We start from the raw sequence: 22,201 nt of genomic DNA, 5'->3' as shown, positions 1-22,201 counted from the left end.
GTAGGTGGTGACACCAGCATGCCGATAGGCTCGCCCTCGTGACAAACCGGAGTGATACTCAGCGACTCGTGGTGCTCATTTCTGGCGCCGGATCCACAATGCGGGCGGTGCTTGAGGCGAGCGTAGCCGAGGGTTACGGTGCGCGTGTCGTTGGCGTTGTCTCGGATCGGGCCGATGCTGCTGGTCTGGACATTGCGCGTGAGGCCTCGATTCCCACGGCGGTGGTGGATCTGAGTGACTTCCCGGACCGCGTTGCTTGGGATGAGGCATTGGTCAGGGCGATTGAGGTTTTTGAGCCGGATCTGGTGTTGTGCGCGGGGTTCATGAAGCTCCTGGGCGAGCCCACGTTGAGTGCGTATGGCGGTCGCATTGTGAACACGCACCCTGCGCTCTTGCCTTCGTATCCGGGTGCGCATGGAGTGCGTGATGCGCTTGCCAATGGCGCCAAGATCACGGGGTGCACGGTCATGTTGGTCGACAAGGGCGTCGACACCGGGCCGATTCTTTCTCAGAGCGCGGTTGAGGTCTGGGACAATGACACGGAAGATTCCCTCCACGAACGCATCAAGGTCGTGGAGCGCGCGTTGGTGGCCCAGACGGTGGGTCGTATGGCGCGCGAAGGATGGACGATTGTCGGACGCCGAGTGACCATCGGCTCAACGGAAGGCACAGCATGACGGAACGGCTGCCACTGCGCAGGGCATTGATCTCGGTGTATGACAAGACTGGCATCGAGGATCTGGCTCGGGGCCTAGCCGATGCTGGGGTTGAGATTGTCTCAACGGGGTCGACGGCGACGCGCATTGCTGCCGCAGGCGTACCGGTGACGCCGGTGGAGGAGATCACGGGTTTCCCAGAGTGCCTCGATGGCCGTGTGAAGACGTTGCATCCGCGGGTGCATGCCGGAATTTTGGCTGACCGTCGCCTCGAGTCGCACCGTTCGCAGTTGGACGAGCTTGAGATCGCGCCGTTTGATCTCGTGGTGGTGAACTTGTATCCGTTCGTTGAGACGGTTGCCTCGGGCGCCGCGCAGGACGAGATCATTGAGCAGATCGACATTGGTGGTCCGTCGATGGTGCGTGCTGCTGCCAAGAACCACCCGTCAGTGGCCGTGGTCGTGGATCCTGCCTATTACGCGGATGTCACCGATGCGTTGGCTGAGGGTGGCTTCACGCTTGACGAGCGTCGTGAGTTGGCTGCGGAGGCGTTCCGCCACACTGCCGACTATGACATCGCGGTGGCGTCGTGGATGAGTTCCGAGGTCGCTCCTGACCCGTTTGCGGACCTTCCTGGCTGGGTTGCATCGTCCTTCGACCGCACTCAGTCGCTCCGTTATGGCGAGAACCCGCACCAGTCGGCTGCGGTGTACGTGGACCCTTCTGCTCGTGGCGGCCTCGCTCAGGCTCACCAGTTGCACGGCAAGGAGATGAGCTTCAACAACTACGTGGACGCTGATGCCGCTTTGCGTGCCGCGTATGACTTTGAGGGTCCTGCCGTTGCCATCATTAAGCACGCGAATCCTTGTGGGATTGCGACTGCGGGGACCATTGCTGAGGCGCATGCAAAGGCTCACGCGACCGACCCGGTCTCGGCTTTCGGTGGCGTGATTGCTGCGAACCGCCCCATCACGGTGGAGGCTGCTGAGCAGATCAAGGAGATCTTCACCGAAGTGGTGGTGGCTCCTGCATTCGAAGACGGCGCGGCTGAGGTTCTCCAGGCTAAGAAGAACATCCGCCTTCTTGTGGTTGACCCCGCACCGATCACGGAGGAGTGGCGCCGCATCACGGGTGGCTTGCTTGTTCAGCAGGCCGATGCCATCGACGCCCCGGGAGACCCCGTGGACACCTGGGAGTTGGTCGCGGGTACTGCGGCCGACGACGCGACGCTGGCTGACCTCGACTTTGCTTGGCGCGCTTGCCGTGCGGTGAAGTCCAACGCGATCTTGCTAGCCAAGGATGGCGCGGCGGTTGGCATCGGCATGGGCCAGGTCAATCGTGTGGACTCGTGCGGGCTCGCAGTCTCCCGCGCTGGTGAGGAGCGTGCGGCTGGTGCAGTCGCGGCTTCGGATGCGTTCTTCCCGTTCGCGGATGGCTTGCAGACTCTGATCGATGCCGGTGTGACCGCGGTCGTTTCCCCTGGTGGTTCGGTCCGCGATGCAGAGGTGATCGAGGCTGCGAACTCTGCCGGTATCACGCTCTATCACACGGGCACCAGGCACTTCTTCCACTAGGCCCATGGAATCCAATACCCCTCAGACCAAGTTGCTCGCTGCGGTGAGTGCTCTTCTTGCTGTGTCTGTGTGTGTCGCGGTAGGGGTGTTGGCCAGTGCTCAGGTCGCCACGCTGCTGTTGGCGGCGGTGGCCTTCTGCGGTGCGGCTCTCCGGCTGGTGCTGCCTGCTGGAGTGGCGTTCACGGTGCGCCGGCGGGCCGTTGATGTGACCATCATGGTGACTTTTGGGGTGGCGTTGGCGTTCTTGGGGCTGACGACGCCGCTCGGTTGAGGCGCACACTGGTTGAGGTGCGCATTGGTTGAGGTGCACAGGGCCGAGCATCGGCGCTACGGGGCACTAGTCGAACAGGGCGGGTGCCTCCGCGCGGAGTTCCTGCTCGAACCACGGCACCAAGGTGCGGACATAGGTGGCGGTGAGGTGGTCATCGTCCCTGTACATCAGGACGTTTCCGGAGATCACTGGGCACGTGGTGTCGCTGCAGATCCAGGGTGAGAGATCGATTGCGGTGATGTCGTGGGGAATGATGACGTCGTCGGTGACCGCTATTTCGGTCTGGGCGGCGTCTGGGTCGGTCGCATCGGGATTTGACCCGCCGCCAGGCACGTCGGCGCCGTTGGTGGTGCCTGCGCCGGGGGAGAGGGGACTGGTGTCTGCGAGTGCCGTGGAGCGGTGCTGAGTGCAGTCGGCCTGTTCCGCTTCGGTGGCGGAGGTTTGGCTGACGCATGTCGGCACGTCGAACCCGAAGCGCGGGGTGTCGCGAATGGTGATGACGTCGATGCCCTCGTCGATGAAGCGTTGCCAGAGTTCGGCCTGTGATGCGAGGACGGCTTCGGACGACAGTTCCGGTGGCGTGAGTGTTCCCACTGTGACCACGGCATCGGGGCTGTATGAAGTGATGACGTCTTCGGCGTTGTCGTTCCAGGTGCGGCATGAGTCGCTGCCGTAGAACGTGGCGCCGGGGTCTTGCAGGCGGCAACCGTCCTTGTCGATGACGATGAGTTCCCACTGCTGTTGCTCTGCCACGACCTGCAGCGCCGTGTACCACTGCAGCGTGTGGGAGCCGCCAGACATGACGATGGTGCGGGTGGGTTCTGTTGGCGCGATGGGGTCGTCGCAGACGAGGACGTCGGTGAAGCTTGGTTGGTCTTGCCAGTTTTGAACGCAGCCGCGGAAGTAGAGATCCGGCGGTAGGTCGTCGATGGCGGCTCGTGCCGAGGGGAGCGTGGGGTCGGCGTAGGTGATGTCTGCCTGGGGCGGTTGGTGCGCTTCCCATGCGCTAGCGCCAGGGTTGCCGGACACCTCGATGCCTGTGCCTGGTGCTGCTGAGCCGTCGGGCGATGGGGTGCTGGTGGCTGTGCCGGTGGGTTGTTGGCTTTGGTTGAGTTCGCGCTCTGACGCGGTGGACAGGTGTTGCGCGTACGCCGCGCTGGGGGCGGCAACCACGAGAATCCCGCCAACGATCATTGCGATGGTGACTCGCGGCGGTCGACGGACGGCGAGTAGCCATGCGCTAGCTGTGGTGGAGAACGTGCGTGTGAGGAGCGCCAGCGGATAGGAGATTGCGAGGACGGCGATGGCCGCTGTCGCGCCGATGGTGGCGTTTCCGGAGAGTGTTAGGAATGCGATCAGCACGGGCCAGTGCCAGAGGTAGAGGCCGTAGGAGATGTCTGCGATGTGCGTGATGGGGCGTGCGGACAACACTCGGGAAAGGGTGCCGCGAGCTCCAGTGTCGATGCTCATCAGGATGGCGATAGCGCCCGCAACGGGAACCAGGGTTGCGGCGCCGGGGTACGCGGTTGCGCCGTCGATGAGGAACCCGGAACTGATGATGATGACGGTGCCGGCCCATGCGGTGACGTTCGCTCCGCGGCCGCGCACGGTCCAGCGGCTGGGGACCAGCGCGGCGAGTGCTCCGAGGCCAAATTCCCAGCCGCGTGCGGCGAGGGAGAAGTAGGCGCTCGGTTGGTCGACGGAGACAGCCTTGAGGGCGTAGAGGAACGATGCCACAGTCGCGAGGGCAACGACGCCCACCACGATGCTGTGGCGCTGCCGCAGGGTGAGGGCGCGGGCAACTACGACGAACAAGGCCAGCGCGAGCGGCCACAGGAGGAAGAACTGGCCTTGCATTGAGAGGGACCAGAAGTGTTGGAGCGGGCTAGTGGTGATGCTGGCGGCATCGTATGCCGATTGGCTGTGCGCGAGCTCGACGTTCTCGACGTACAGCGCTGATGCGGTGACCTGGCGGTACACGGCCTCGAGAGTGGTGTCAACGAAGATGAAGGGGGCGCTGACTCCGACCACGATGAGCGTCAGGAGCGCGGCCGGGGTGAGCCGACTGAAGGTGCGTGCGAGGCGTTGGCCAAGCCGATGCATCGGCCGTCCTGTTCGCGTGTGTCTCAGTGACCGGGTGATCAGGAACGCGGAGATGACGAGGAAGACATCGACTCCGCCGGAGACGCGGCCTTGGCCAAAGAGGTGGAAGGCCACCACGAGCGCGAGGGCGAGCCCGCGAACTCCGTGGATCGCTGGCAAGTAGGCGCGCGACCCTGGGGAGAGCCAGGTCTCGGGGGTGCCGCTCCTTGATTCGTGGCCGGCCTCGTCAGAGTCGGGCTTGTGGGGTCCAGCGGCGGCGGTGGCGATGGCGGCACACTCCCTTGCGGCACGTGAATCACGGAACATCCGGATGTTACCGGAAGCGAACAATGGTGAGGGCGCGGCATTGCTGCGATACCAGGGATTTGAGTGATCGCGGCTGGTGGCTAGGTGACGGCGATGCCACACTGGGCGTCGCTCGCCCCGGTCGCCGGGTAGCGGTTCGTCACCACTGCTCGGCGGTGGCGTGCATCGCGTTCAGGTAGCGGTGGATCTCGTCGGCGTCCGCGTCCGACCGCATGATCACATGCAGCCCCAACAGGTACGTCGTGAACAGGTCTGTCCGCGCATCGGCTAACTCCGCGTTCTCGCCGCCTGCCGGAACAGTCCGAGCGATCAGCCGGCTGATGCGAGCGCGCATCTCGGTGCGGTACGCCTTCGCAAAGTCGAAGTCAGCGATCGAGCCCCTCAGTTCGTTGGAGGCCATCACCATGAGGCAGCCGTCGCGGCCACGCGCGGACAGCGCGTCGCGCTCAAAAAGCTCCAGGAAGGTGTGGACGCCTTCGACGCCAGGCCCGGCCCGGTCGATCAGTGCGTCGAACATCGCCATGCGTTCGGTCAGATAGCGCCGCAGTACTAGGGCAAAGAGCTGTTCCTTGCTGCCGAAGGTGCGGTAGAGGCTCGGCTTGTGCACGCCGCTGCTCTCCACGATGTCTGACATGGACGTCTGGCCGTAGCCCTGTTTCCAGAACAGGGCGGTGAGCGTGGCGAGTACGGCCTCCTCGTCGAAGAGTCGGGGGCGGCCAGTTGCCGCCTTCTCGCGTGTGGTCATGCGACCACGATATCGCGCAATCGGAGGCTTTGGTACTGACCGTTAGCAAACGGAAAGCCACTATGTTACCGTTTGGTACAGAACTTGTCTGAGTTCGTCCCGGGAACCCCGGGGCCCCACGAAAGGAGAGCATTCCCTATGGATCTCAACAATCGACACGGCATCGTGACCGGAGCCGGGCAGGGCATTGGACGAGCGCTCGCCGTGGAACTGGCGGGCCAGGGTGGTCACCTGCTTCTGGTGGGCCGTACCGAGGAGACTCTGACGGAGACGGCCAAGCGAGTGGAGGCCGCAGGCGGCACCGCCGAAATCTTGGTTCAGGACCTCGGCCGTCCCGAGGCCATCGACGCCGTACTTGCCGCAGTCGAGCCCTGGGACACCGTGGACACCCTCGTCAACAATGCGGGCAACGTGCGCGCAGGCCGCTTGGAAGAGACCACGGCCGCAGACGTCCAGTCCATGATTGACCTCAACCTGGTGGCACCACTGCAGTTGACGCGTGCGCTGTTGCCAAAGCTTCGTGCCTCCACCGGCGAGTCCGGCAGCCTGATCCTCAACATTTCCAGCGAGATCGCGCTGGTCGCCATGCCGTTCTACGCCGTCTACGCGGCGACGAAGTCCGGAGTCGCGGCCTTCGGTGAGGCGATGCGTCGAGAACTGTCGGGCACCGGTGTCCACGTCGCGACCGTTTATCCCGGCGCAACTGACACGGACATGATGGCCAGCCAGAACGCGGACTGGGAGCGCCGGCCAGTCTCGGCAGTCGTGGCCGATGTGCTCGCAGGCCTGGCCGCAGACGAACACGAGATCACGGCCACCGCGCCCGAGGCCCACGACACGCATCGGCTGAATGCCACCGACCCGCTCAAGGTTGATGCGGCCATCGTTCCGGGTCTGGACGACCTCGAAGCCGCCGTGAAGGACCACCGCAGCATCTGAGTCGGAAGATCCGGCCCGCGCGACGCGTTTGCGCCTAAGGCCCCACCAACCGCACACAGAGAGGACACCTCATGACTGATTTCACATTGCACGACGAGACCACTGCGCCGGAGCAGAGCGTGCCGTTCCTGGCGGACTCCAAGAAGAGTTTTGGCCGCATTCCCGGACTCCACGCGACGATGGCCGAAGCGCCGGGACTACTCGAGGGCTACAAGAAGCTCCATGAGCTCCTCCTCAACTCCAGCTTCGACAAGGACGAGCTCACAGTCGTGTGGCAGACGATCAATGTCGAGCACAAGTGCCATTACTGCGTGCCCGCGCACACGGGCATCGCAAAGAAGATGAAGGTGGATGACGCGATCATCGATGCGTTGCGCGACGGCACCCTGTTGCCTACGGAGCACCTGGAAGCGTTGCGGACCTTCACGCTTGAGATGGTGCGTGAGCGCGGAGAAGTCTCGGACACCACCGTTCAGGCATTCCTCGACGCCGGCTATACGAAGCAGCAGGTGCTCGAGGTGGTCCTTGCCATCGCACAGAAGGTGATGTCCAACTACACCAACCACCTCGCGCAGACCCCGATCGACGAGGCCAACCAGAAGTATGCCTGGGAGGGCACAATCGTCTCGCCCGTGTGATGGACTCGCAGACGCTTTAAGACGCTAGAAGGGCCCTGGCAACTTTCGCGTTGCCAGGGCCCTTCTAGCGTGAGGCTGGGGACTTAGTTCTCGACGACGACAACCGTCTCTTCGATACGTTCAACCGCGATGAGATCCTCGGTCGGGCCCAACGCACGATAAAGCAGGCCAGCAATGGCCGCACCGATCAGCGGAGCAATCCAGAACAACCACACCTGCTGCAGCGCCCAGGTGTCAGACCAGAGCGCTGTTCCCAGGGCACGAGCCGGGTTGAGTGCGCCGTTCGTGAAGGGAATGGCGATGAGGACAAGGAAGCCCACCGTCAGGCCGATCGCGAACGGTGCGGCGGCCGCGCCGTCCTTGGCGAAGACCGATGTGACCGCAAGGACCACACCGACCAACAGGGTAGCGATGATGATCTCGATGATCATGCCCGCACCCCAGCCAAACCCGGTAGGTGAGTGATCGCCGTAGCCGTTGGACGCCGTAGAGATCAAGGCGCGTGCTGCGTCGCCGGACTCGGGGTGCATCGATGCGGTCAAGAAGAGAATGCCAGCGGCACATGCCGCTCCGACGACCTGGGCAAGCCAATATGAAGCCACGTCGCGGCCAGGGAATCGGCCGGCTACCCAGAGACCGAATGTGACGGCCGGGTTGAGGTGAGCCCCGGAGACGCCCCCGAAGATGAGCGCTGCAATCAGCACACCTAGGGCGAACCCGAATGCCACGGCGAGCGTGCCGTTGTCACCGGTGGAGAAGTAGAGAGCGGTTCCAACGCCCATGAATACCAGGATGAAGGTTCCTACCAACTCGGCGGCCATGCGAGGCAAGAGCCCTGGGCCAGAGGTGTCCTCCACCCATTCGTCGACCTCAGCTTGATCCTCAGCGAGGATTCCGTGGAGGTCGGGGTCAGGGGTGTCCTCGACGGGTGCATCTTGAGTGGTCATAGTGACTGTGCCTTTCACTGATTCTGGGGACGCTCCCCGGCGTCCCGTAGGCATCGTGGCACGTCTTGCCGTCGCGTGCCGGGTGACGCGACGCACACAGTCGTATTTGCTGAGTTCTCCTCAGGCCCAATGTGGACTAGCCTAAGTGCGTTGTATTAGCCCCCAAATAGACGTAACGAGGCACACTCAATGGCGAAGATCAAGGTCGAAGGCACGGTCGTCGAACTCGACGGCGACGAGATGACGCGAATCATCTGGCAGTTCATTAAGGACCGCCTGATTCACCCCTACCTGGACATCGATCTCGAGTACTACGACTTGGGGATCGAGTCCCGCGACGCGACTGACGACCAGATCACCATCGACGCTGCACACGCCATCAAGAAGCACGGTGTTGGTGTCAAGTGCGCGACCATCACGCCCGACGAGGCGCGCGTCGAGGAGTTCGGCCTGAAGAAGATGTGGGTGAGCCCTAACGGCACCATCCGCAACATCCTCGGTGGCGTGGTCTTCCGTGAGCCCATCATCATTTCCAACATTCCGCGTCTGGTGCCGGGCTGGAACAAGCCCATCATCATCGGGCGCCACGCACACGGTGACCAGTACAAGGCCACCAACTTCAAGGTGCCCGGCGCTGGCACGCTGACCATGACGTACACCCCGGATGACGGTTCCGAGCCCATCCACCAGCAGGTCGTGGCATATCCCGAGGGCGGCGGTGTCGCGATGGGTATGTACAACTTCAACGAGTCCATCAAGGACTTCGCCCGCGCATCCTTCGCCTACGGTCTGAAGCGCAACTATCCCGTGTACCTGTCGACCAAGAACACGATCCTCAAGGCCTACGACGGCCAGTTCAAGGACCTGTTCCAGGAGGTCTTCGACAACGAGTATGCCGAGGCTTTCGCTGAGGCCGGTCTCACCTACGAGCACCGCCTGATCGACGACATGGTCGCCGCAGCGATGAAGTGGGAAGGCGGCTACGTCTGGGCCTGCAAGAACTACGACGGCGACGTGCAGTCAGACACCGTGGCTCAGGGCTTCGGTTCGCTTGGTCTGATGACCTCCGTGCTGATGACGCCGGACGGCCAGACCGTCGAGGCAGAAGCTGCGCACGGCACGGTGACGCGGCACTACCGCCAGCACCAGGAGGGCAAGCCCACCTCGACCAACCCGATCGCGTCGATCTTTGCGTGGACCGGTGGCCTGAAGCACCGCGGAAAGCTCGACGGCACTCCTGCTGTCACCGAGTTCGCGGAGACCCTTGAGGATGTTGTCATCAAGACCGTTGAGAGCGGCAAGATGACCAAGGATCTCGCACTGCTGGTTGGCCCTGAGCAGGAATGGCTGACCACCGAGGACTTCCTCGCCGCGCTCGACGCGAACCTTTCCGCTCGCCTGGCGTAACGCCCGGGTCTAGAACACAAGGAGTCACACTGCTGTGAGTACCGCACCTGTCACCGTTACCGTCACCGGCGGCGCCGGCCAGATTGGCTACGCGCTGCTGTTCCGCATCGCGTCCGGTCAGATGTTGGGCGCTGATGTGCCCGTCAAGCTGAACCTGCTTGAAATCCCTCAAGGGCTCAAGGCGGCGGAGGGCACCGCAATGGAGCTCGACGACTGCGCATTCCCGCTGTTGGCTGGCGTGGACATCTTCGACGACGCCAAGAAGGCTTTCGATGGCGTCAACGTCGGTTTGCTCGTGGGTGCACGCCCTCGCGGCCCGGGCATGGAACGTGGTGACCTGCTTGCTGCGAACGGCGGTATCTTCGCTCCGCAGGGTGAAGCGATCAATGCAGGAGCCGCCGATGATGTGCGTGTGCTGGTGGTGGGCAACCCTGCCAACACCAACGCACTGATCGCGTCTGCTCACGCTCCTGATGTCCCGGCGGATCGCTTCAACGCCATGATGCGACTCGACCACAACCGTGCGCTCGCGCAGTTGGCAGCCAAGACCGGTACTACCGTGGCCGACGTCAAGAAGGTCTCGATCTGGGGAAACCACTCCGCGAAGCAGTACCCGGATGTGGCCCACGCCGAAATCTCTGGCCGCCCTGCTCCCGAGGTGATCGGGGACGATGCCTGGGTTGCGGACACCTTTGTGCCTACGGTCGCGAAGCGTGGTGCCGCGATCATCGAGGCACGTGGTGCATCGTCGGCGGCTTCGGCCGCCAACGCTGCGATCGACCACGTGCGCGACTGGGTTGCAGGAACGCCGGAGGGCGACTGGACGTCGGTCGCAATGCCGTCCGATGGCTCCTACGGGGTGCCAGAGGGACTCGTGTCCTCGTTCCCGGCCGTGTCTCGTGGAGGCGCGTGGGAGATTGTTCAGGGCCTCTCGGTTGCAGATGATGCACGCACAAAGATCGATGCTTCGGTCGCTGAGTTGGTTGAAGAGCGCGATGCAGTGAAGGAACTTGGACTGATCTAGTCCGACTGATTTCTCTGAAGGAGGGTGCAACCGGCGACGGTTGCACCCTCCTTTTGCTTGTGCATTGGGCTTGAGAGGGGGCAACCGTACTGGACACCACGATGCTCGGTCACGAGAACGTAACAGTTCTCATCAAATCGATTCGACGGGCTTGCAATTAGTTCGTTAGTAACCTTTACTAACTAACTATGACGATCGAGGACGCTCAACGGCGTTCCTCCGGTGCCACAGTTGACACAGTCGCTGAAACCGGAGTGGACAGCACCGTTGCACAGCAGCGCAACACAGCGCTTGCTGGTGCTGTGCCTGCTGGCGCGCGCGTCCGTCCCGAGCATGCTCGCCGCCACAATCGCGCACTCGTCCTTCAGACCCTGTATCGCGCAAACGGACTTTCTCGTGCGGATCTGGCGCGCGAAGTCGGACTCACTCGCGTCACGATTTCTGACTTGGTCTCCGATTTCCTCGATGAGGGCTTGGTCATCGACCTCGGCATCCGCCCCGACGCACGCCCGGGCAAGCCCGCCACGCTCTTGGACATCAACCGCACTGGTTTTTCCATCGTCGGCCTCGACCTGTCCAACAGCGCCGTATTCCGCGGTGTGGTCACCGACCTCGACGGAGTCGTGGTCGAGCGGGCCGAAGTTTCCGTCGGTGGGACACGAGGCCAAGAGGCTGTCGACGCTGTCTTCGCCCTTCTCGAGGACCTCATCGGACGGGCCACGGCCCCCATCATCGGCGTGGGCATCGGAAGCCCCGGCATCGTCGACCTTGACGGCACCGTGGTCTCCGCCCCCAACCTTGGGTGGACCGAAGTGCCGCTTCAGCACCTCGTTGCAGAACGCTTCAAGCTTCCCACCCAGGTCGCGAACGACGCCAACATGGCCGCACAAGGCGAGCGCAGCTTTGGCGGCGCGAGCACCGACATGATGCTCATCCGCGTCGGCCGAGGTGTCGGTTCGGGCGTCGTTGTCGGCGGCAACCTGGTGTACGGCTCAGGCTTCGCGGCAGGGGAAATCGGCCACGTCGTCGTAGGAACCGACGGTGGCGAAAAGTGCGCCTGCGGCAAGTCCGGCTGCCTCGAAGTGTGGCTTTCGTCGCCGCGACTCGAACAGGTCGTGGCAGAGCACGGTGACGAAGCGCGCGAAGCGGCGCTGCGCGAGGCCGGCGAACGCCTCGGCATCTCGCTGGCACCCATCGTTGCAGCCCTCAACCTCGGCGAGGTCGTTCTCGCCGGGCCTCACAATCTTCTCGCTGGACCCCTCTTGGAGGGAACTGCCGAGACGCTCCGCAGTAGGACGATGGCCGAACTCCACGGCAATCTCACACTGCGGATGACCACACTTGGGCGCGACATTGTCGTGCTGGGAGCCGTGGTCATGGTCCTTACCGGACAACTGGGGGTTTCTTAACTCCCGCAACCCACAACGTCGTGGCCCGAATTAGTCACGGACGGCACACACAACAAAGAAGGAATAGCACAATGAAGAAGATGACTCGTGGCATCGCAGCATTCGCTGCAGCCTCAGCCGTCGTCCTCGCCGGATGCTCCTCGTCCGACGACTCCGACGCAGAAGAGAGCAACACCGCCGGATCCGGCGAAGAGACTGAAGTTGTTGCTCAGGACCTCACCATGTGGTGGATGGGTCAGGAAGACGACACCACCGCCGCATACCGTGAGTACCTGCAGGAGACCTATGCTGCTGAAAACGGTGGCGAGCTCACCGTTGAGTACGTGGGCTGGGGCGACGCTATCTCGGCTCTGACCACCGCTCTCCCGGACTCGTCCAACACTCCTGACGTGACTGAGGTCGGTAACACCCAGGCTGCTACGTTCACCACGGTGGGCGCGTTCCTGGACGTCACCGACATGTACGAAGACCTCGGCGGCGACAACCTGCTGCAGGGATTCGTTGAGGCCGGTTCCGTGGGTGACACCATCTACGCACTGCCTTACTACTTCGGTTCGCGCTTCGCCTGGTACCGCAAGGACCTGTACGAACAGGGCGGCGTTGAGGTTCCCACCACCCTCGAAGAGGTCACCACGGTGCACGCTTCGCTGAAGGACCAGGACATTGCTGGTTTCTACATGGGTGGCCAGGACTGGCGTAACGGTATCTCCTGGATCTTCGCTAACGGTGGTGACATCGCTACGTTCGAGGGTGACACCTGGACCTCCGCACTGTCCTCCGACGCGTCGGTTGCCGGTATGGAGCAGTGGCAGGAACTGTTCACGACCGCGAGCGTTGCTCAGGTCACGGACACTGACGAACTGTTCAACGCAATCAACGACGGCTCGCTGCAGGGCACCCCTGCCGCAGCTCAGATGGCACCGAACTGGGCAGCATGCTGCATTGGCCCGCTGACCGGTGAAGACGACGAGGGCAACCCTGCACCCGTGTGGGATGACGCCGTCAACGGCTTCTACGCACTGCCTGGCGTCGACGGTGGCATCGCCCCCGTGTTCGCTGGTGGTTCGAACATCGCCATCTCGGCAGCTTCGCAGAACATCGAGGGTGCTAAGCAGCTCCTCGAGATCATCTTCTCCGACGAGTACCAGACCCTTCTTGCCGAGTCCGGCTGGGGTCCTGCCAACTCTGAGTTCGGTGAGATCTACGCGGGCCTTGCTCCGCAGAACGAAGTTGCACTCGAGACTGCAGAAGCAGCCAAGCTGACCCCTGCCGCACCGGGCTGGGCAGCAATCGAAGAGCAGCAGATCCTGGAGCAGTACTTCACCGCAGTTGCTGAGGGTGGAGATGTTGCGTCGCTCGCAGTTGAGTACGACGACAAGATCAACGCTCTGATCAACGGCTAAAGCACTCCCCGTGGCGACCTAGCGTCGTCACCCCGCGTGGGGCCCGGTCCGTCCGCACTGGACTGGGCCCCACGTTTCGGGGGTTTCCCCGCCCCTCCTCAAATATTCTCAGCACCATTGAGAGGCACACCATGACTACCCCCGCGGTCGCGCCCAGTCGGCTCGACGACTCGCCGGTCTCGCCAAAGAAACCCCGTGGCAAGCGGCTCCTGCCATACATCCTCCTCGCCCCCGCAGTTGTTGCGCTGGTGGTGGGAATGGGCTACCCCCTTCTCTGGCAGGTCGTTAACTCTTTCCGTGAATACGGACTCCAGCAACAGTTCGGCGCACCGCCGGCCTGGATTGGCCTGGAAAACTACACGGCCCTCCTGACGGACAGCCACTTCTGGGCAGTCCTCGGACGTTCCGTCGTCTTTATGTTTGTCACCGCAGCTGTCACCGTGGTGCTTGGTGTCTGCCTCGCGCTGCTGATGAAGTCGGTCGGTAACTTCGCGCGTATTTGCCTTCAGGTTGCGTTGCTTCTTGCGTGGGCAATGCCGATCGTCGCTCAGATGACGGTGTGGAACTGGATGATCGACCAGCGCAATGGTCTCTTCAACTATGTGCTGAGTTGGATCCCCGGCGTTGACATGCTCGGCCACAACTGGCTCGTCTCGCCGCTGTCGTTCTTCGCCGTTGCATCGGTCATCATCACCTGGGCCGCAGTGCCCTTCGTCGCGATTTCGGTCTACGCCGCGCTCACGCAGGTGTCGGGCGAAGTCAAGGAGGCCGCCGCACTCGACGGTGCAGGCGGTTTCCAGATGCTCTGGCGCATTACGTTGCCGATTATCCGCCCGATTCTCGTCATCCTGATCCTGCTTCAGATGATCTGGGACCTGCGTGTGTACGCGCAGATCGACCTTCTGCAAGGCTTCGGGTCCGCCGGTGACCAATACGACCTGCTCGGAACGTACATCTACAGCCTCGGTGTTGGTCAGGGAAGCTTCGGTATGGCTTCCGCAGCGGCAATGCTCGTGATGTTCTTCACCGTTGCACTGAGCTGGTTCTACGTACGTGAGCTCCTGAAGGAGGACAACTGATGGCTACTAAGACCAAGTCTTCACACACGATCAGGAATATTCTCACCGTTCTCGTGGCGGCCCTCTGGGTCTTCCCCGTCTACTGGATGATCAACTCGTCGTTCCAGTCCTCGACAGACATCAACGCGCTGACGCCGACATGGTTCCCGTTCCCGGGTGGAACGCTGAACAACTACACCGCAGTGCTCGACCCGCAGACCGGTTTCGGCAGCGCGTTCCGCATGTCGATCATGGTGACGGCGCTCTCAATCGTTGTCTGCCTGGTGTTTGCCTTCCTCGCAGCGGTGGCAATCTCGCGGTTCAAGTTCCGCGGACGCAAGTCCTTTGTGGTGGCCATCATTCTGGTGCAGATGCTTCCTGCGGAAGCAATGTTCATCGCTCAGTACAAGATGATCGCCGCTATGGACCTGCTCAACACCGTTCTTGGTGTCTCGATCATCTACGTTGCGACGGTGATTCCGTTTACGGCGTGGATGCTCCGTGGATTCGTGGCCGGTATCCCGGCAGACCTCGAAGAGGCAGCCATGGTTGACGGTTGCACCCGCTTCGGCGCGTTCATGCGGGTGACCTTCCCGCTGCTGGCTCCGGGCCTTGTCGCCTCGTCGGTCTTCGCGTTGATCCAGGTGTGGAACGAGTATGCGTTGGCTTCCGTGCTGCTCCAGAAGGACAGTGCTGAGACGCTACCGCTCTGGCTGGCTGGCTTCTCGGAACCCTCGCTCTCTGGCCCTGTCCCGTGGGGACAGGTCATGGCAGGCTCGGTGCTGGTTGCTATCCCCGTGATGATCTTCTTCCTGATCGTTCAGGGCCGTATGACCCAGGGTCTGGTTGGCGGGGCGGTTAAGGGATGAATCCCCTCTCGGTACTCATGCCGGGGTTCCTCGGCCCTGAGTTGCCGAGGTGGGTGGAGCGGAAGTTGCGCCAGGGGATGGGCGGTGTGTGCCTCTTCGGCACCAACGTTGAATCTCCGGCGCAACTCCGTTCCCTCACAGACAGCATCTATGCTGCTAACCCTGATGCAGTTATTGCAATCGACGAAGAGGGCGGAGACGTCTCGCGGCTCTACCAGCGTGAGGGGTCTCCGTACCCAGGCAGCGCGATTTTGGGCATCCTGGACGATGTCGATCTCACCCGGGCCGCAGGGGCTCAAGTGGGGTGGGAACTCCGCAAGGCGGGTGTGAATCTCACTCTCGCGCCTGACGTTGACGTGAACTCCAACCCCCTCAACCCGGTGATCGGCGTCCGTGCCTTTGGCGCGGACACCGAGCTCGTCGCGCGACACGGTGCGGCGTGGACCCAAGGACTGCAGTCGACTGGTGTCGCTGCATGCGCCAAACACTTTCCAGGGCATGGTGACACGGAGCTCGACTCTCACCACGATGCCCCCGTGGTAAATGCATCAGAACCCGAATTGCGTACCCGGGAACTGGTGCCGTTCGAGGCGAACATCGCGGTGGGTGTCGCCTCCCTCATGAGCGCTCACATCGATGTTCCCGCACTTGACGCAGAGAACGCAGGAACCTTCTCGAAGCCGATCATGACTGACCTCCTGCGAGACGAGTTGGGCTTCACTGGCGTTGTGGTGTCTGACGCACTCAATATGGCCGGGGCGCAGGCTTACGGTGGCTACACCGGTGCGTCGGTGAAAGCACTTGCCGCAGGCGTTGACCTTCTTTGCGTGGGGTACTCCAACACTGAAGAAGAGATTGAGCAGATCGTGACGGCTATCGAGGATGCGATCAAGGCCGGTGAGCTCACGGAGGCCCGCGTCAGCGAGGCCCACACGCGCATTCTCGCCATGGTCAAGGCATCCGCGAAGCGCGCCGCTGAGGCCTTAATCCCCGAGGATCTCACCCACGGCGCAGTGCCCGGCATGGGATTCGAGCAACTGAAGAGCGCGTTCTCCGTCTCCGAGACGGCACGCACGCGGCTCGCGGCGCGGGGCGCAGTCAAGGGCGTGCAGTGGGTGCGCCTCGAACCTGCCGCCAACATGGCAGTCGGCGACAGTCCTTGGGGTCCTTTTGCCTCCGGTGTCGTCGCGGATCTCGTCGTTTCCCCCGAGACCCCTCTGAAGAACTTTGTGCCGAACCCCGACTGTGTTGTCGTCGTGGTGGGCAAAGACAACCACCGTCACCCCTGGGCACGTGAAGCGATTGATGAGCTTCGTGGCCACGGCGCGGTGATTGTTGACATGGGCTGGCCAGACCTGACTGAGCCGTATGTAGACATTGCAACCTACGGCGCTTCGCGTGCTGTAGGCGAGGCCCTTAAGGAGGTGCTCGCGTGAGCGGCGTGCACATTGGTGTCGATATTGGCGGCACCAAAATTGACGCAGTGGTAGTTGACGAGAACGCGGAAGTTTTGGGGCGTCACCGCATTCCCGTACGCAAGGGCGCGGAAGGTGTGGTCTCCGCAGCGGTCGAGGCCGTCGGCACGCTGACGCAGGAAGCCGGTATCTCGGTGGCCGACGCAGTCACGGTAGGCATCGGCATTCCGGGCACCGTCACCGACGGTGTGGTGCGATACGCACAGAACCTGGAGTTGAACGAACTCGACCTCGCCTCCGCGTTGCGCGAGGTCTGGGGACGCAAGGTCTACGTCGAGAACGATGTCTCGGCCGCCGCTGTGGGTGCCTGGAAGCTTGTGGGTGGGGACGCACGTTCCGTCGCCTACCTGAACCTTGGCACGGGCCTGGCTGCTGGCATCATTCTCAACGGTGAGCTGTGGCGCGGCGCCTATGGCGCTGCCGGTGAAATCGGGTACCTCAGCGTGGACCCCATGGGTCCCAAGGACTTTGAAGGCTGCCCTGGCAACCTTGAAACGTATGCGTCGGGATCGGGCATTGTGTCGCAGTGGCCCGAGCCCGGAGTTGATGCGCGATCCATCCTGCTCCTCGCGGCCCAGGGTGATGCCCGCGCCGTCGAGATCCAGGAACGTCTCTACTTTGGTGTCGCATCGGCGATCCGCGCTCTTGTCTTGGCCTACGACGTCGAGGAAGTGATCCTCGGCGGTGGCCTCACTGGACTGGGAGATAGCCTCATGGAGGGCACCTCACGCGTGCTCAACGACTGGGCCTCGCAGTCTGCATTCGTAAATTCACTGAAACTAGTTGAGCGCACGCGCACCCTGAGTGGACACAGGCATGTGCCTGCTATTGGTGCGGCTCTGTTGGGAGTCGAACATGGCTGAAGTACTGATTGTTAAGGACAAAGACGAGGCCGGTGCGTTGGTTGCCGAGCACATCGCATCGCAGGTGAAGGCGAACGCTGAGTTCACGCTAGGTGTGGCGACGGGATCCACCCCGCTGCCCGTGTACCGCGCTCTGGCAGCTCAATCTGAGCAGGGCGTGGACTTCACCCAGATCACCTGCTTTGCCCTCGATGAATATGTGGGTCTCCCCGCAGGCCACCCTGAGAGCTACCGCGCTGTTGTTGACCGCGAGGTGACGGAGCCCTTGGGCCTCGACCCCAAGCGTGTCAATGTTCCCGACGGCTCTGCCGAGGGAGTTCAGACCGCAGGTGCACGCTACGAAGAAGCGCTCCGTGCACACGGTGGCGTCGACTTGCAGCTCCTCGGGATTGGCACTGACGGCCACCTTGCCTTCAACGAGCCCGGTTCGAGCTTCGGGTCGCTGACACGCGTGAAGACTCTGACGGAACAGACCCGTGAGGACAACGCGCGGTTCTTTGACTCCATTGACGATGTCCCCATGCACTGTGTGACGCAGGGGCTGGGGACCATTCTGCGCGCGGGACACCTGGTGATGCTGGCCTTCGGTGAGGGCAAGGCAGAGGCTGTGGCCGGTGCGGTAGAAGGCGCAGTCTCGGCCTCAATGCCCGGTTCCGCAATTCAGTTGCACCCGCGTGCGACAGTAGTAATTGATGAGGCCGCGGCTTCGAAGCTCAAGTTCGCTGACTACTACCGTCACGCGCAGCGCAACAAGCCGGCGTGGCAAGGAATCTGAGGTAATTCTGATGGCGCTCCTGACAGACATTCACAACCACGGTGGCGGCGGATACAGTTTCGGCGGCACCGTCGAGGACACTCTCGCCGCCGCAGCCGCGCACCGCGCCACCGGTACTGAAGCGGTCGTGGCGTCGCTAGTCTCGTTGCCCTTGGACGAGACTGATCGCGCGATGGGTGTGGTCCGTGAGGCGATGTCTGAGGATGCGTCGATTGAGGGAATCCACCTTGAAGGGCCGTTCTTGGCCCTGGAGCGTAAGGGCGCTCACGCTCCAGAGAACTTGATCGATCCCACGCCTGATGTCGTTGAGCGAATTCTTGCCGCCGGCGGTGGCGCTATCCGGCAGATCACGATGGATCCTGCGCGGGACTGCGCCCTCGATGCGATCGAGCGTTTTGTTGACGCGGGCGTCGTTGTCGCAGTGGGACATACGGAGGCCGACGCGGAACTGACGCGCAAGGCGTTTGATCGCGGTGCGACCCTCCTCACACACGGTTTCAATGCGATGAAGGGCATCGTTGGTCGGGAAATCGGGCCTGTGGGCGCTGCAATGGACGATGAGCGTGCCCACATTGAAATCATCGCTGACGGCATTCATGTTGACCCGGCGCTCATTGCCGCGGTGTTCCGCGCTGCACCTGGGCGGGTTGTGCTTGTCACTGATGCCATGGCCGCTGCGGCGGCACCTGAGGGTGAGTACCGGCTCGGGAAGTTTGACGTCACCGTGAGCAACGGCAAAGCAGTCCTGAAGGGGACGGACACTATCGCGGGCTCAACGTTGACGCTGACGCGCGCGATTGAGGTGTGTGTCGAGGCAGGCGTGCCGCGGGACCAGGCCGTGGCGGCCGCGTCGACCGTTCCCCGCGCACTTTTGGGCCTTGCGTAGTTCCTGGCGCACCTGACCTAGCGCCACGGCCAGTAAACTCTGTTTATGTCCCCTACCTCCGCACCGGATTTTGGGGTCATCATTCTCACCATGGGTAAGCGGAAAAAGGGGCTTGCCCAAGCGATTGGTTCCGTCATGCGCCAGACGGATGTCTCGATGGACATCCTTGTCGTGGGAAATGGCTGGGATCCGAAGGAAGCGATCGGTTTCCCTGGGGTGCGGACTTTGGCTCTGCCCTACAACGTGGGGATTCCGGCCGGGCGTAACGCGGGTGTCGAGCACGTCTCTGGCGAACTGTTGTTCTTTTTGGACGATGACGCTGAGCTTGCCGACGATCATTTCCTGAGGGATGTGCGTACGCGTTTCGAGGAGAACCCCGAGTATGGCGCGCTGCAGGGCCGTGTCTCTGACCGGGAGGGCAATCCTCCTCCGTCGCGCTGGGTGCCACGCATCGGCTCTCGAGTTCCCGACGAGCCGCTCTCAGTGTTTTCGCTGTGGGAAGGCGCGGTCGCCGTGCGTCGGTCGGCGTTCATCGAGGCGGGCGGTTGGCCAGCTGATTTCTTCTACGCCCATGAGGGCATTGAACTTGCCTGGCGGGTGTGGGAGCAACGCCTCAAGGTCATTTATGACCCCGATCTGCACGTGTACCACCCAGTCAAGGCGCCTACGCGTCACCAGGATTACTACCGCCTTTCGGCGCGAAACCGGGTGTGGGTTGCACGGCGAAACCTCCCTGGCCTGCTCGCCGTGGTCTACACCGTGTTGTGGGCGTTGCTCCAACTGATCCGCGGACCCAAGGAGCGTGAGGCCATCAGCGCATGGTTTGGTGGCTTCCGCGAGGGATGGCGTCATTGTCCGCGATCGCAACCCAAGATGGGGTGGAACACGATTTGCTACTGCGCCAAGAACGGTCGATTGCTGATCCTCTAGCGTGAGGCGGCTTCCCGTCCGGTTGCATGAGCGCAGCCCGTCGTTGCTGCCAAACTTTGTGCTCGCTAGTGAACCGCGCCTTCGCTACTGAAGCGGGGACGGGCGTGGGTGAATGGCCCGTTCGTCACCGGAAGACGATGGTGCGGTGGCCGTCGAGGAGGATGCGGTGGTCTGCGTGCCAGCGCACGGCCCGTGCGAGTGCGCGGCGTTCCACGTCGGCTCCCACGGCGGTGAGGCTCTGGGGCGTGTGCGAATGATCGACGCGTTCTACTTCCTGCTCAATGATGGGACCTTCGTCGAGGTCGCTCGTCACATAGTGCGCGGTGGCGCCAATGAGTTTGACGCCGCGATCGTGGGCCTGGAAGTACGGGCGCGCGCCTTTGAATGACGGCAGGAACGAGTGGTGGATGTTGATCGCCTTCCCGTGCAGCGCTGCGGAGAGCTCGGGGGAGAGGATCTGCATGTAGCGGGCGAGGACAACGAGTTCCACATCAAGTTCTGCCACGAGCGCGAGGAGCTCCGCTTCGGCGTCGGCCTTGGTCTCGGGGGTGACTGGGATGTGGTGGAAGTTCTTCCCGTAGAAGCCCGCGAGATCGCTCAGCGTGGTGTGGTTGCCCACCATGGCGACGATGTCGATGGGGAGAGTTCCGGCGCGTTCGCGGAAGAGGAGGTCGTTGGCGCAGTGCTCGGACTTCGAGCCCATGACGAGTGTGCGCATGGGGCGTCCCGCACGGTCGAGTTTGAACGTCATCGAGAATCGCTCTGCGAGGGAGGTGACCGCGGCGCGCAGTTCGCTATCTGCAGCGACCGTCATGACCTCGACCCGCATGAAGAAGAGTCCAGTGTCGGGATCGCCGAACTGTTGAGACTCGGTGATGTTTCCTCCGTGCTCGGCAAGCAAGCCTGAGACAGCGTGGACGATGCCGGGCTGGTCGGGGCATGACAGTGCGAGGACGTAGCGGGTCTCGGCGGTGCTCATAGTGCTACAGCGTAACGATTCGCGCCGGTGGGCTAGGACGCGGTGAGGCGGCTCGACTGCCAGACCGACGCGACGTGTCCGACCACCACGAGGGGCGTGATCGCCACAAGCGCGACGAGGGTCCATCCCCACACTGCGGGAACGGCAAGCGAGATGAGCATCGCGACAAAGTACAGGTGGGATTGCTCGACGGAGTGATAGAGCCGATGCAGGGGCAGGAGTCGTGCTGCTCGGCGTGCGGTGGCCACGAGGCCCGGCTTGGGGGTTCCAGCCGCTTGGGTGTCGGGGAGCTTGCCGAGGCCGGCGTATGCGCGGGACACTGCCACGGCGTCGTTGACGGACTTGTTGATGAGGACAAACATCGCCAGGACTGCACCGCCGGCGACTCCCTGCCACACCTGGTCAGGGTGGGCGAGGCCCCATCCGATGCCGAAGCACAGCGGCATGAACGATTCGGTGGTGGTGTGGGCGAGCCGGTCGATGAAGATTCCCCGCGGTGACATGGTGCGGCGCCATCGGGCGACCTCGCCGTCGGCTGCGTCAATGAGCATCTGGGCGTGAGCGAAGAATACGGCCAGTAGTGCGCCCCACCAACTTCCAGTGAGAAGGCTGAGTGCGGCTGCCCACCCACACGCCACCATGATGAGGGAGACGCTGTTGGCGCTCAGTCCTGCACGGATTGCGGCGGTTGAGATGTAGGGGGAGAGGTGGCGCCACCACAGATCAGCGGACCAGTGCTCTGCGTTGGCGCGGGTGCGGATATGGACGGGCTGTCCCTCAAGCTTTACCTCAGCGACTGTGGGGTTCTGGCGGCCCAGGCGGGGCTCGAGGGGGACGGCGTTCATGCCCCTACAGTAATGGCGCGCGTCAAGGTGGTTCGCGGGGGGCGTGCGGTGCATGGTCGCAGGCACGAGGTACCTAAGCGTGGCGTCTGACCCGAGGGC

The 22,201-nt window shown here is 62.8% G+C and carries 21 protein-coding genes; 16 read left to right on the top strand and 5 right to left on the bottom strand.

All coding sequences use genetic code 11. The annotated features are described in order from the left end of the window. Positions 1-38 precede the first annotated feature (38 nt). From purN to AOP79_RS01635, 3 genes are read left to right on the top strand one after another with little or no spacing between them, the layout of a single operon-like run. Complete coding sequence (purN, locus tag AOP79_RS01645) at positions 39-677, top strand: phosphoribosylglycinamide formyltransferase (RefSeq protein WP_062069818.1); 639 nt, start codon at positions 39-41, stop codon at positions 675-677. Next, positions 674-2,230 (top strand): bifunctional phosphoribosylaminoimidazolecarboxamide formyltransferase/IMP cyclohydrolase, encoded by a 1,557-nt coding sequence (gene purH / locus AOP79_RS01640; RefSeq protein ID WP_062069817.1) that lies wholly within the window; start codon positions 674-676, stop codon positions 2,228-2,230. Before purN ends, purH begins: the two co-directional genes overlap by 4 nt. A 4-nt stretch (positions 2,231-2,234) precedes the next feature. Continuing rightward, positions 2,235-2,501 carry a DUF3017 domain-containing protein gene (locus AOP79_RS01635; protein ID WP_062069813.1) on the top strand — a complete coding sequence of 89 codons (267 nt, stop codon included), beginning with the start codon at positions 2,235-2,237 and terminating at the stop codon, positions 2,499-2,501. 66 nt (positions 2,502-2,567) lie between these two features. Here the strand turns inward: AOP79_RS01635 and AOP79_RS01630 are convergent, their stop codons facing one another. After that, the gene (locus AOP79_RS01630; RefSeq protein ID WP_152647958.1) at positions 2,568-4,910 is read right to left on the bottom strand and encodes an acyltransferase family protein; all 2,343 of its coding nucleotides are present in this window, start codon (positions 4,908-4,910) and stop codon (positions 2,568-2,570) included. Between the two features lie 139 nt (positions 4,911-5,049). Beyond that, positions 5,050-5,655, bottom strand: coding sequence for a TetR/AcrR family transcriptional regulator (locus AOP79_RS01625; protein WP_062069811.1), 606 nt, complete (start codon positions 5,653-5,655; stop codon positions 5,050-5,052). Positions 5,656-5,793: 138 nt separating this feature from the next. Here AOP79_RS01625 and AOP79_RS01620 point away from each other — a divergent pair, with 138 nt between their 5' ends. Beyond that, positions 5,794-6,594, top strand: coding sequence for an SDR family NAD(P)-dependent oxidoreductase (locus AOP79_RS01620; RefSeq protein ID WP_062069810.1), 801 nt, complete (start codon positions 5,794-5,796; stop codon positions 6,592-6,594). A gap of 71 nt (positions 6,595-6,665) precedes the next feature. Next, a complete protein-coding gene (locus AOP79_RS01615) occupies positions 6,666-7,232 on the top strand; it encodes a carboxymuconolactone decarboxylase family protein (RefSeq protein WP_062069809.1) in 567 nt (188 codons plus the stop codon). Positions 7,233-7,315: 83 nt separating this feature from the next. Here AOP79_RS01615 and AOP79_RS01610 read toward each other — a convergent pair whose 3' ends face one another. Then, positions 7,316-8,179, bottom strand: a complete 864-nt coding sequence (locus AOP79_RS01610; RefSeq protein WP_201774425.1) for an MIP family channel protein — start codon at positions 8,177-8,179, stop codon at positions 7,316-7,318. 189 nt (positions 8,180-8,368) lie between these two features. On the opposite strand from AOP79_RS01610, the gene AOP79_RS01605 reads away from it, so the two are divergent. The 11 genes from AOP79_RS01605 to AOP79_RS01555 all read left to right on the top strand — a co-directional run bounded on the left by AOP79_RS01605 (position 8,369) and on the right by AOP79_RS01555 (position 20,278). Further along, positions 8,369-9,586: an NADP-dependent isocitrate dehydrogenase gene (locus AOP79_RS01605; RefSeq protein WP_062069805.1), complete on the top strand. Its 1,218-nt coding sequence runs from the start codon at positions 8,369-8,371 to the stop codon at positions 9,584-9,586. 34 nt (positions 9,587-9,620) lie between these two features. Then, positions 9,621-10,610 (top strand): malate dehydrogenase, encoded by a 990-nt coding sequence (locus tag AOP79_RS01600; RefSeq protein WP_062069803.1) that lies wholly within the window; start codon positions 9,621-9,623, stop codon positions 10,608-10,610. Positions 10,611-10,798: 188 nt separating this feature from the next. Further along, a complete protein-coding gene (locus AOP79_RS01595) occupies positions 10,799-12,019 on the top strand; it encodes an ROK family protein (RefSeq protein WP_082093267.1) in 1,221 nt (406 codons plus the stop codon). 71 nt (positions 12,020-12,090) lie between these two features. Then, the gene (locus AOP79_RS01590; protein WP_062069801.1) at positions 12,091-13,422 is read left to right on the top strand and encodes an extracellular solute-binding protein; all 1,332 of its coding nucleotides are present in this window, start codon (positions 12,091-12,093) and stop codon (positions 13,420-13,422) included. Positions 13,423-13,553: 131 nt separating this feature from the next. Then, entirely contained in the window at positions 13,554-14,501 is a 948-nt protein-coding gene (locus tag AOP79_RS01585; RefSeq protein WP_062069799.1) for a carbohydrate ABC transporter permease, read from the top strand. Then, positions 14,501-15,349, top strand: coding sequence for a carbohydrate ABC transporter permease (locus tag AOP79_RS01580; RefSeq protein WP_062069797.1), 849 nt, complete (start codon positions 14,501-14,503; stop codon positions 15,347-15,349). The genes AOP79_RS01585 and AOP79_RS01580 overlap by 1 nt, the downstream gene beginning before the upstream one ends. A 53-nt stretch (positions 15,350-15,402) precedes the next feature. Continuing rightward, positions 15,403-16,785 carry a glycoside hydrolase family 3 protein gene (locus AOP79_RS01575; RefSeq protein ID WP_161794208.1) on the top strand — a complete coding sequence of 461 codons (1,383 nt, stop codon included), beginning with the start codon at positions 15,403-15,405 and terminating at the stop codon, positions 16,783-16,785. Next, entirely contained in the window at positions 16,782-17,687 is a 906-nt protein-coding gene (locus tag AOP79_RS01570; protein ID WP_062069793.1) for an ROK family protein, read from the top strand. The genes AOP79_RS01575 and AOP79_RS01570 overlap by 4 nt, the downstream gene beginning before the upstream one ends. Then, positions 17,680-18,462, top strand: coding sequence for a glucosamine-6-phosphate deaminase (nagB, locus tag AOP79_RS01565; protein ID WP_062069790.1), 783 nt, complete (start codon positions 17,680-17,682; stop codon positions 18,460-18,462). The genes AOP79_RS01570 and nagB overlap by 8 nt, the downstream gene beginning before the upstream one ends. Before the next feature lie 10 nt (positions 18,463-18,472). Continuing rightward, positions 18,473-19,348 carry an N-acetylglucosamine-6-phosphate deacetylase gene (locus AOP79_RS01560; RefSeq protein ID WP_062069788.1) on the top strand — a complete coding sequence of 292 codons (876 nt, stop codon included), beginning with the start codon at positions 18,473-18,475 and terminating at the stop codon, positions 19,346-19,348. A 45-nt stretch (positions 19,349-19,393) separates the two neighbouring features. Beyond that, positions 19,394-20,278: a glycosyltransferase family 2 protein gene (locus AOP79_RS01555; RefSeq protein WP_062069786.1), complete on the top strand. Its 885-nt coding sequence runs from the start codon at positions 19,394-19,396 to the stop codon at positions 20,276-20,278. A gap of 124 nt (positions 20,279-20,402) precedes the next feature. Here AOP79_RS01555 and purU read toward each other — a convergent pair whose 3' ends face one another. Further along, entirely contained in the window at positions 20,403-21,257 is an 855-nt protein-coding gene (purU, locus tag AOP79_RS01550; protein WP_062069784.1) for a formyltetrahydrofolate deformylase, read from the bottom strand. A 32-nt stretch (positions 21,258-21,289) separates the two neighbouring features. Continuing rightward, entirely contained in the window at positions 21,290-22,102 is an 813-nt protein-coding gene (locus tag AOP79_RS01545; protein ID WP_062069783.1) for a CDP-alcohol phosphatidyltransferase family protein, read from the bottom strand. Between the last annotated feature and the right edge of the window lie 99 nt (positions 22,103-22,201).

Origin of the sequence: Demequina sediminicola, assembly GCF_000975055.1 — a bacterium.
In the GTDB taxonomy this organism is placed as follows: Bacteria; Actinomycetota; Actinomycetes; order Actinomycetales; family Demequinaceae; genus Demequina; species Demequina sediminicola.
This window is presented reverse-complemented; position numbering and strand designations above follow the sequence as displayed.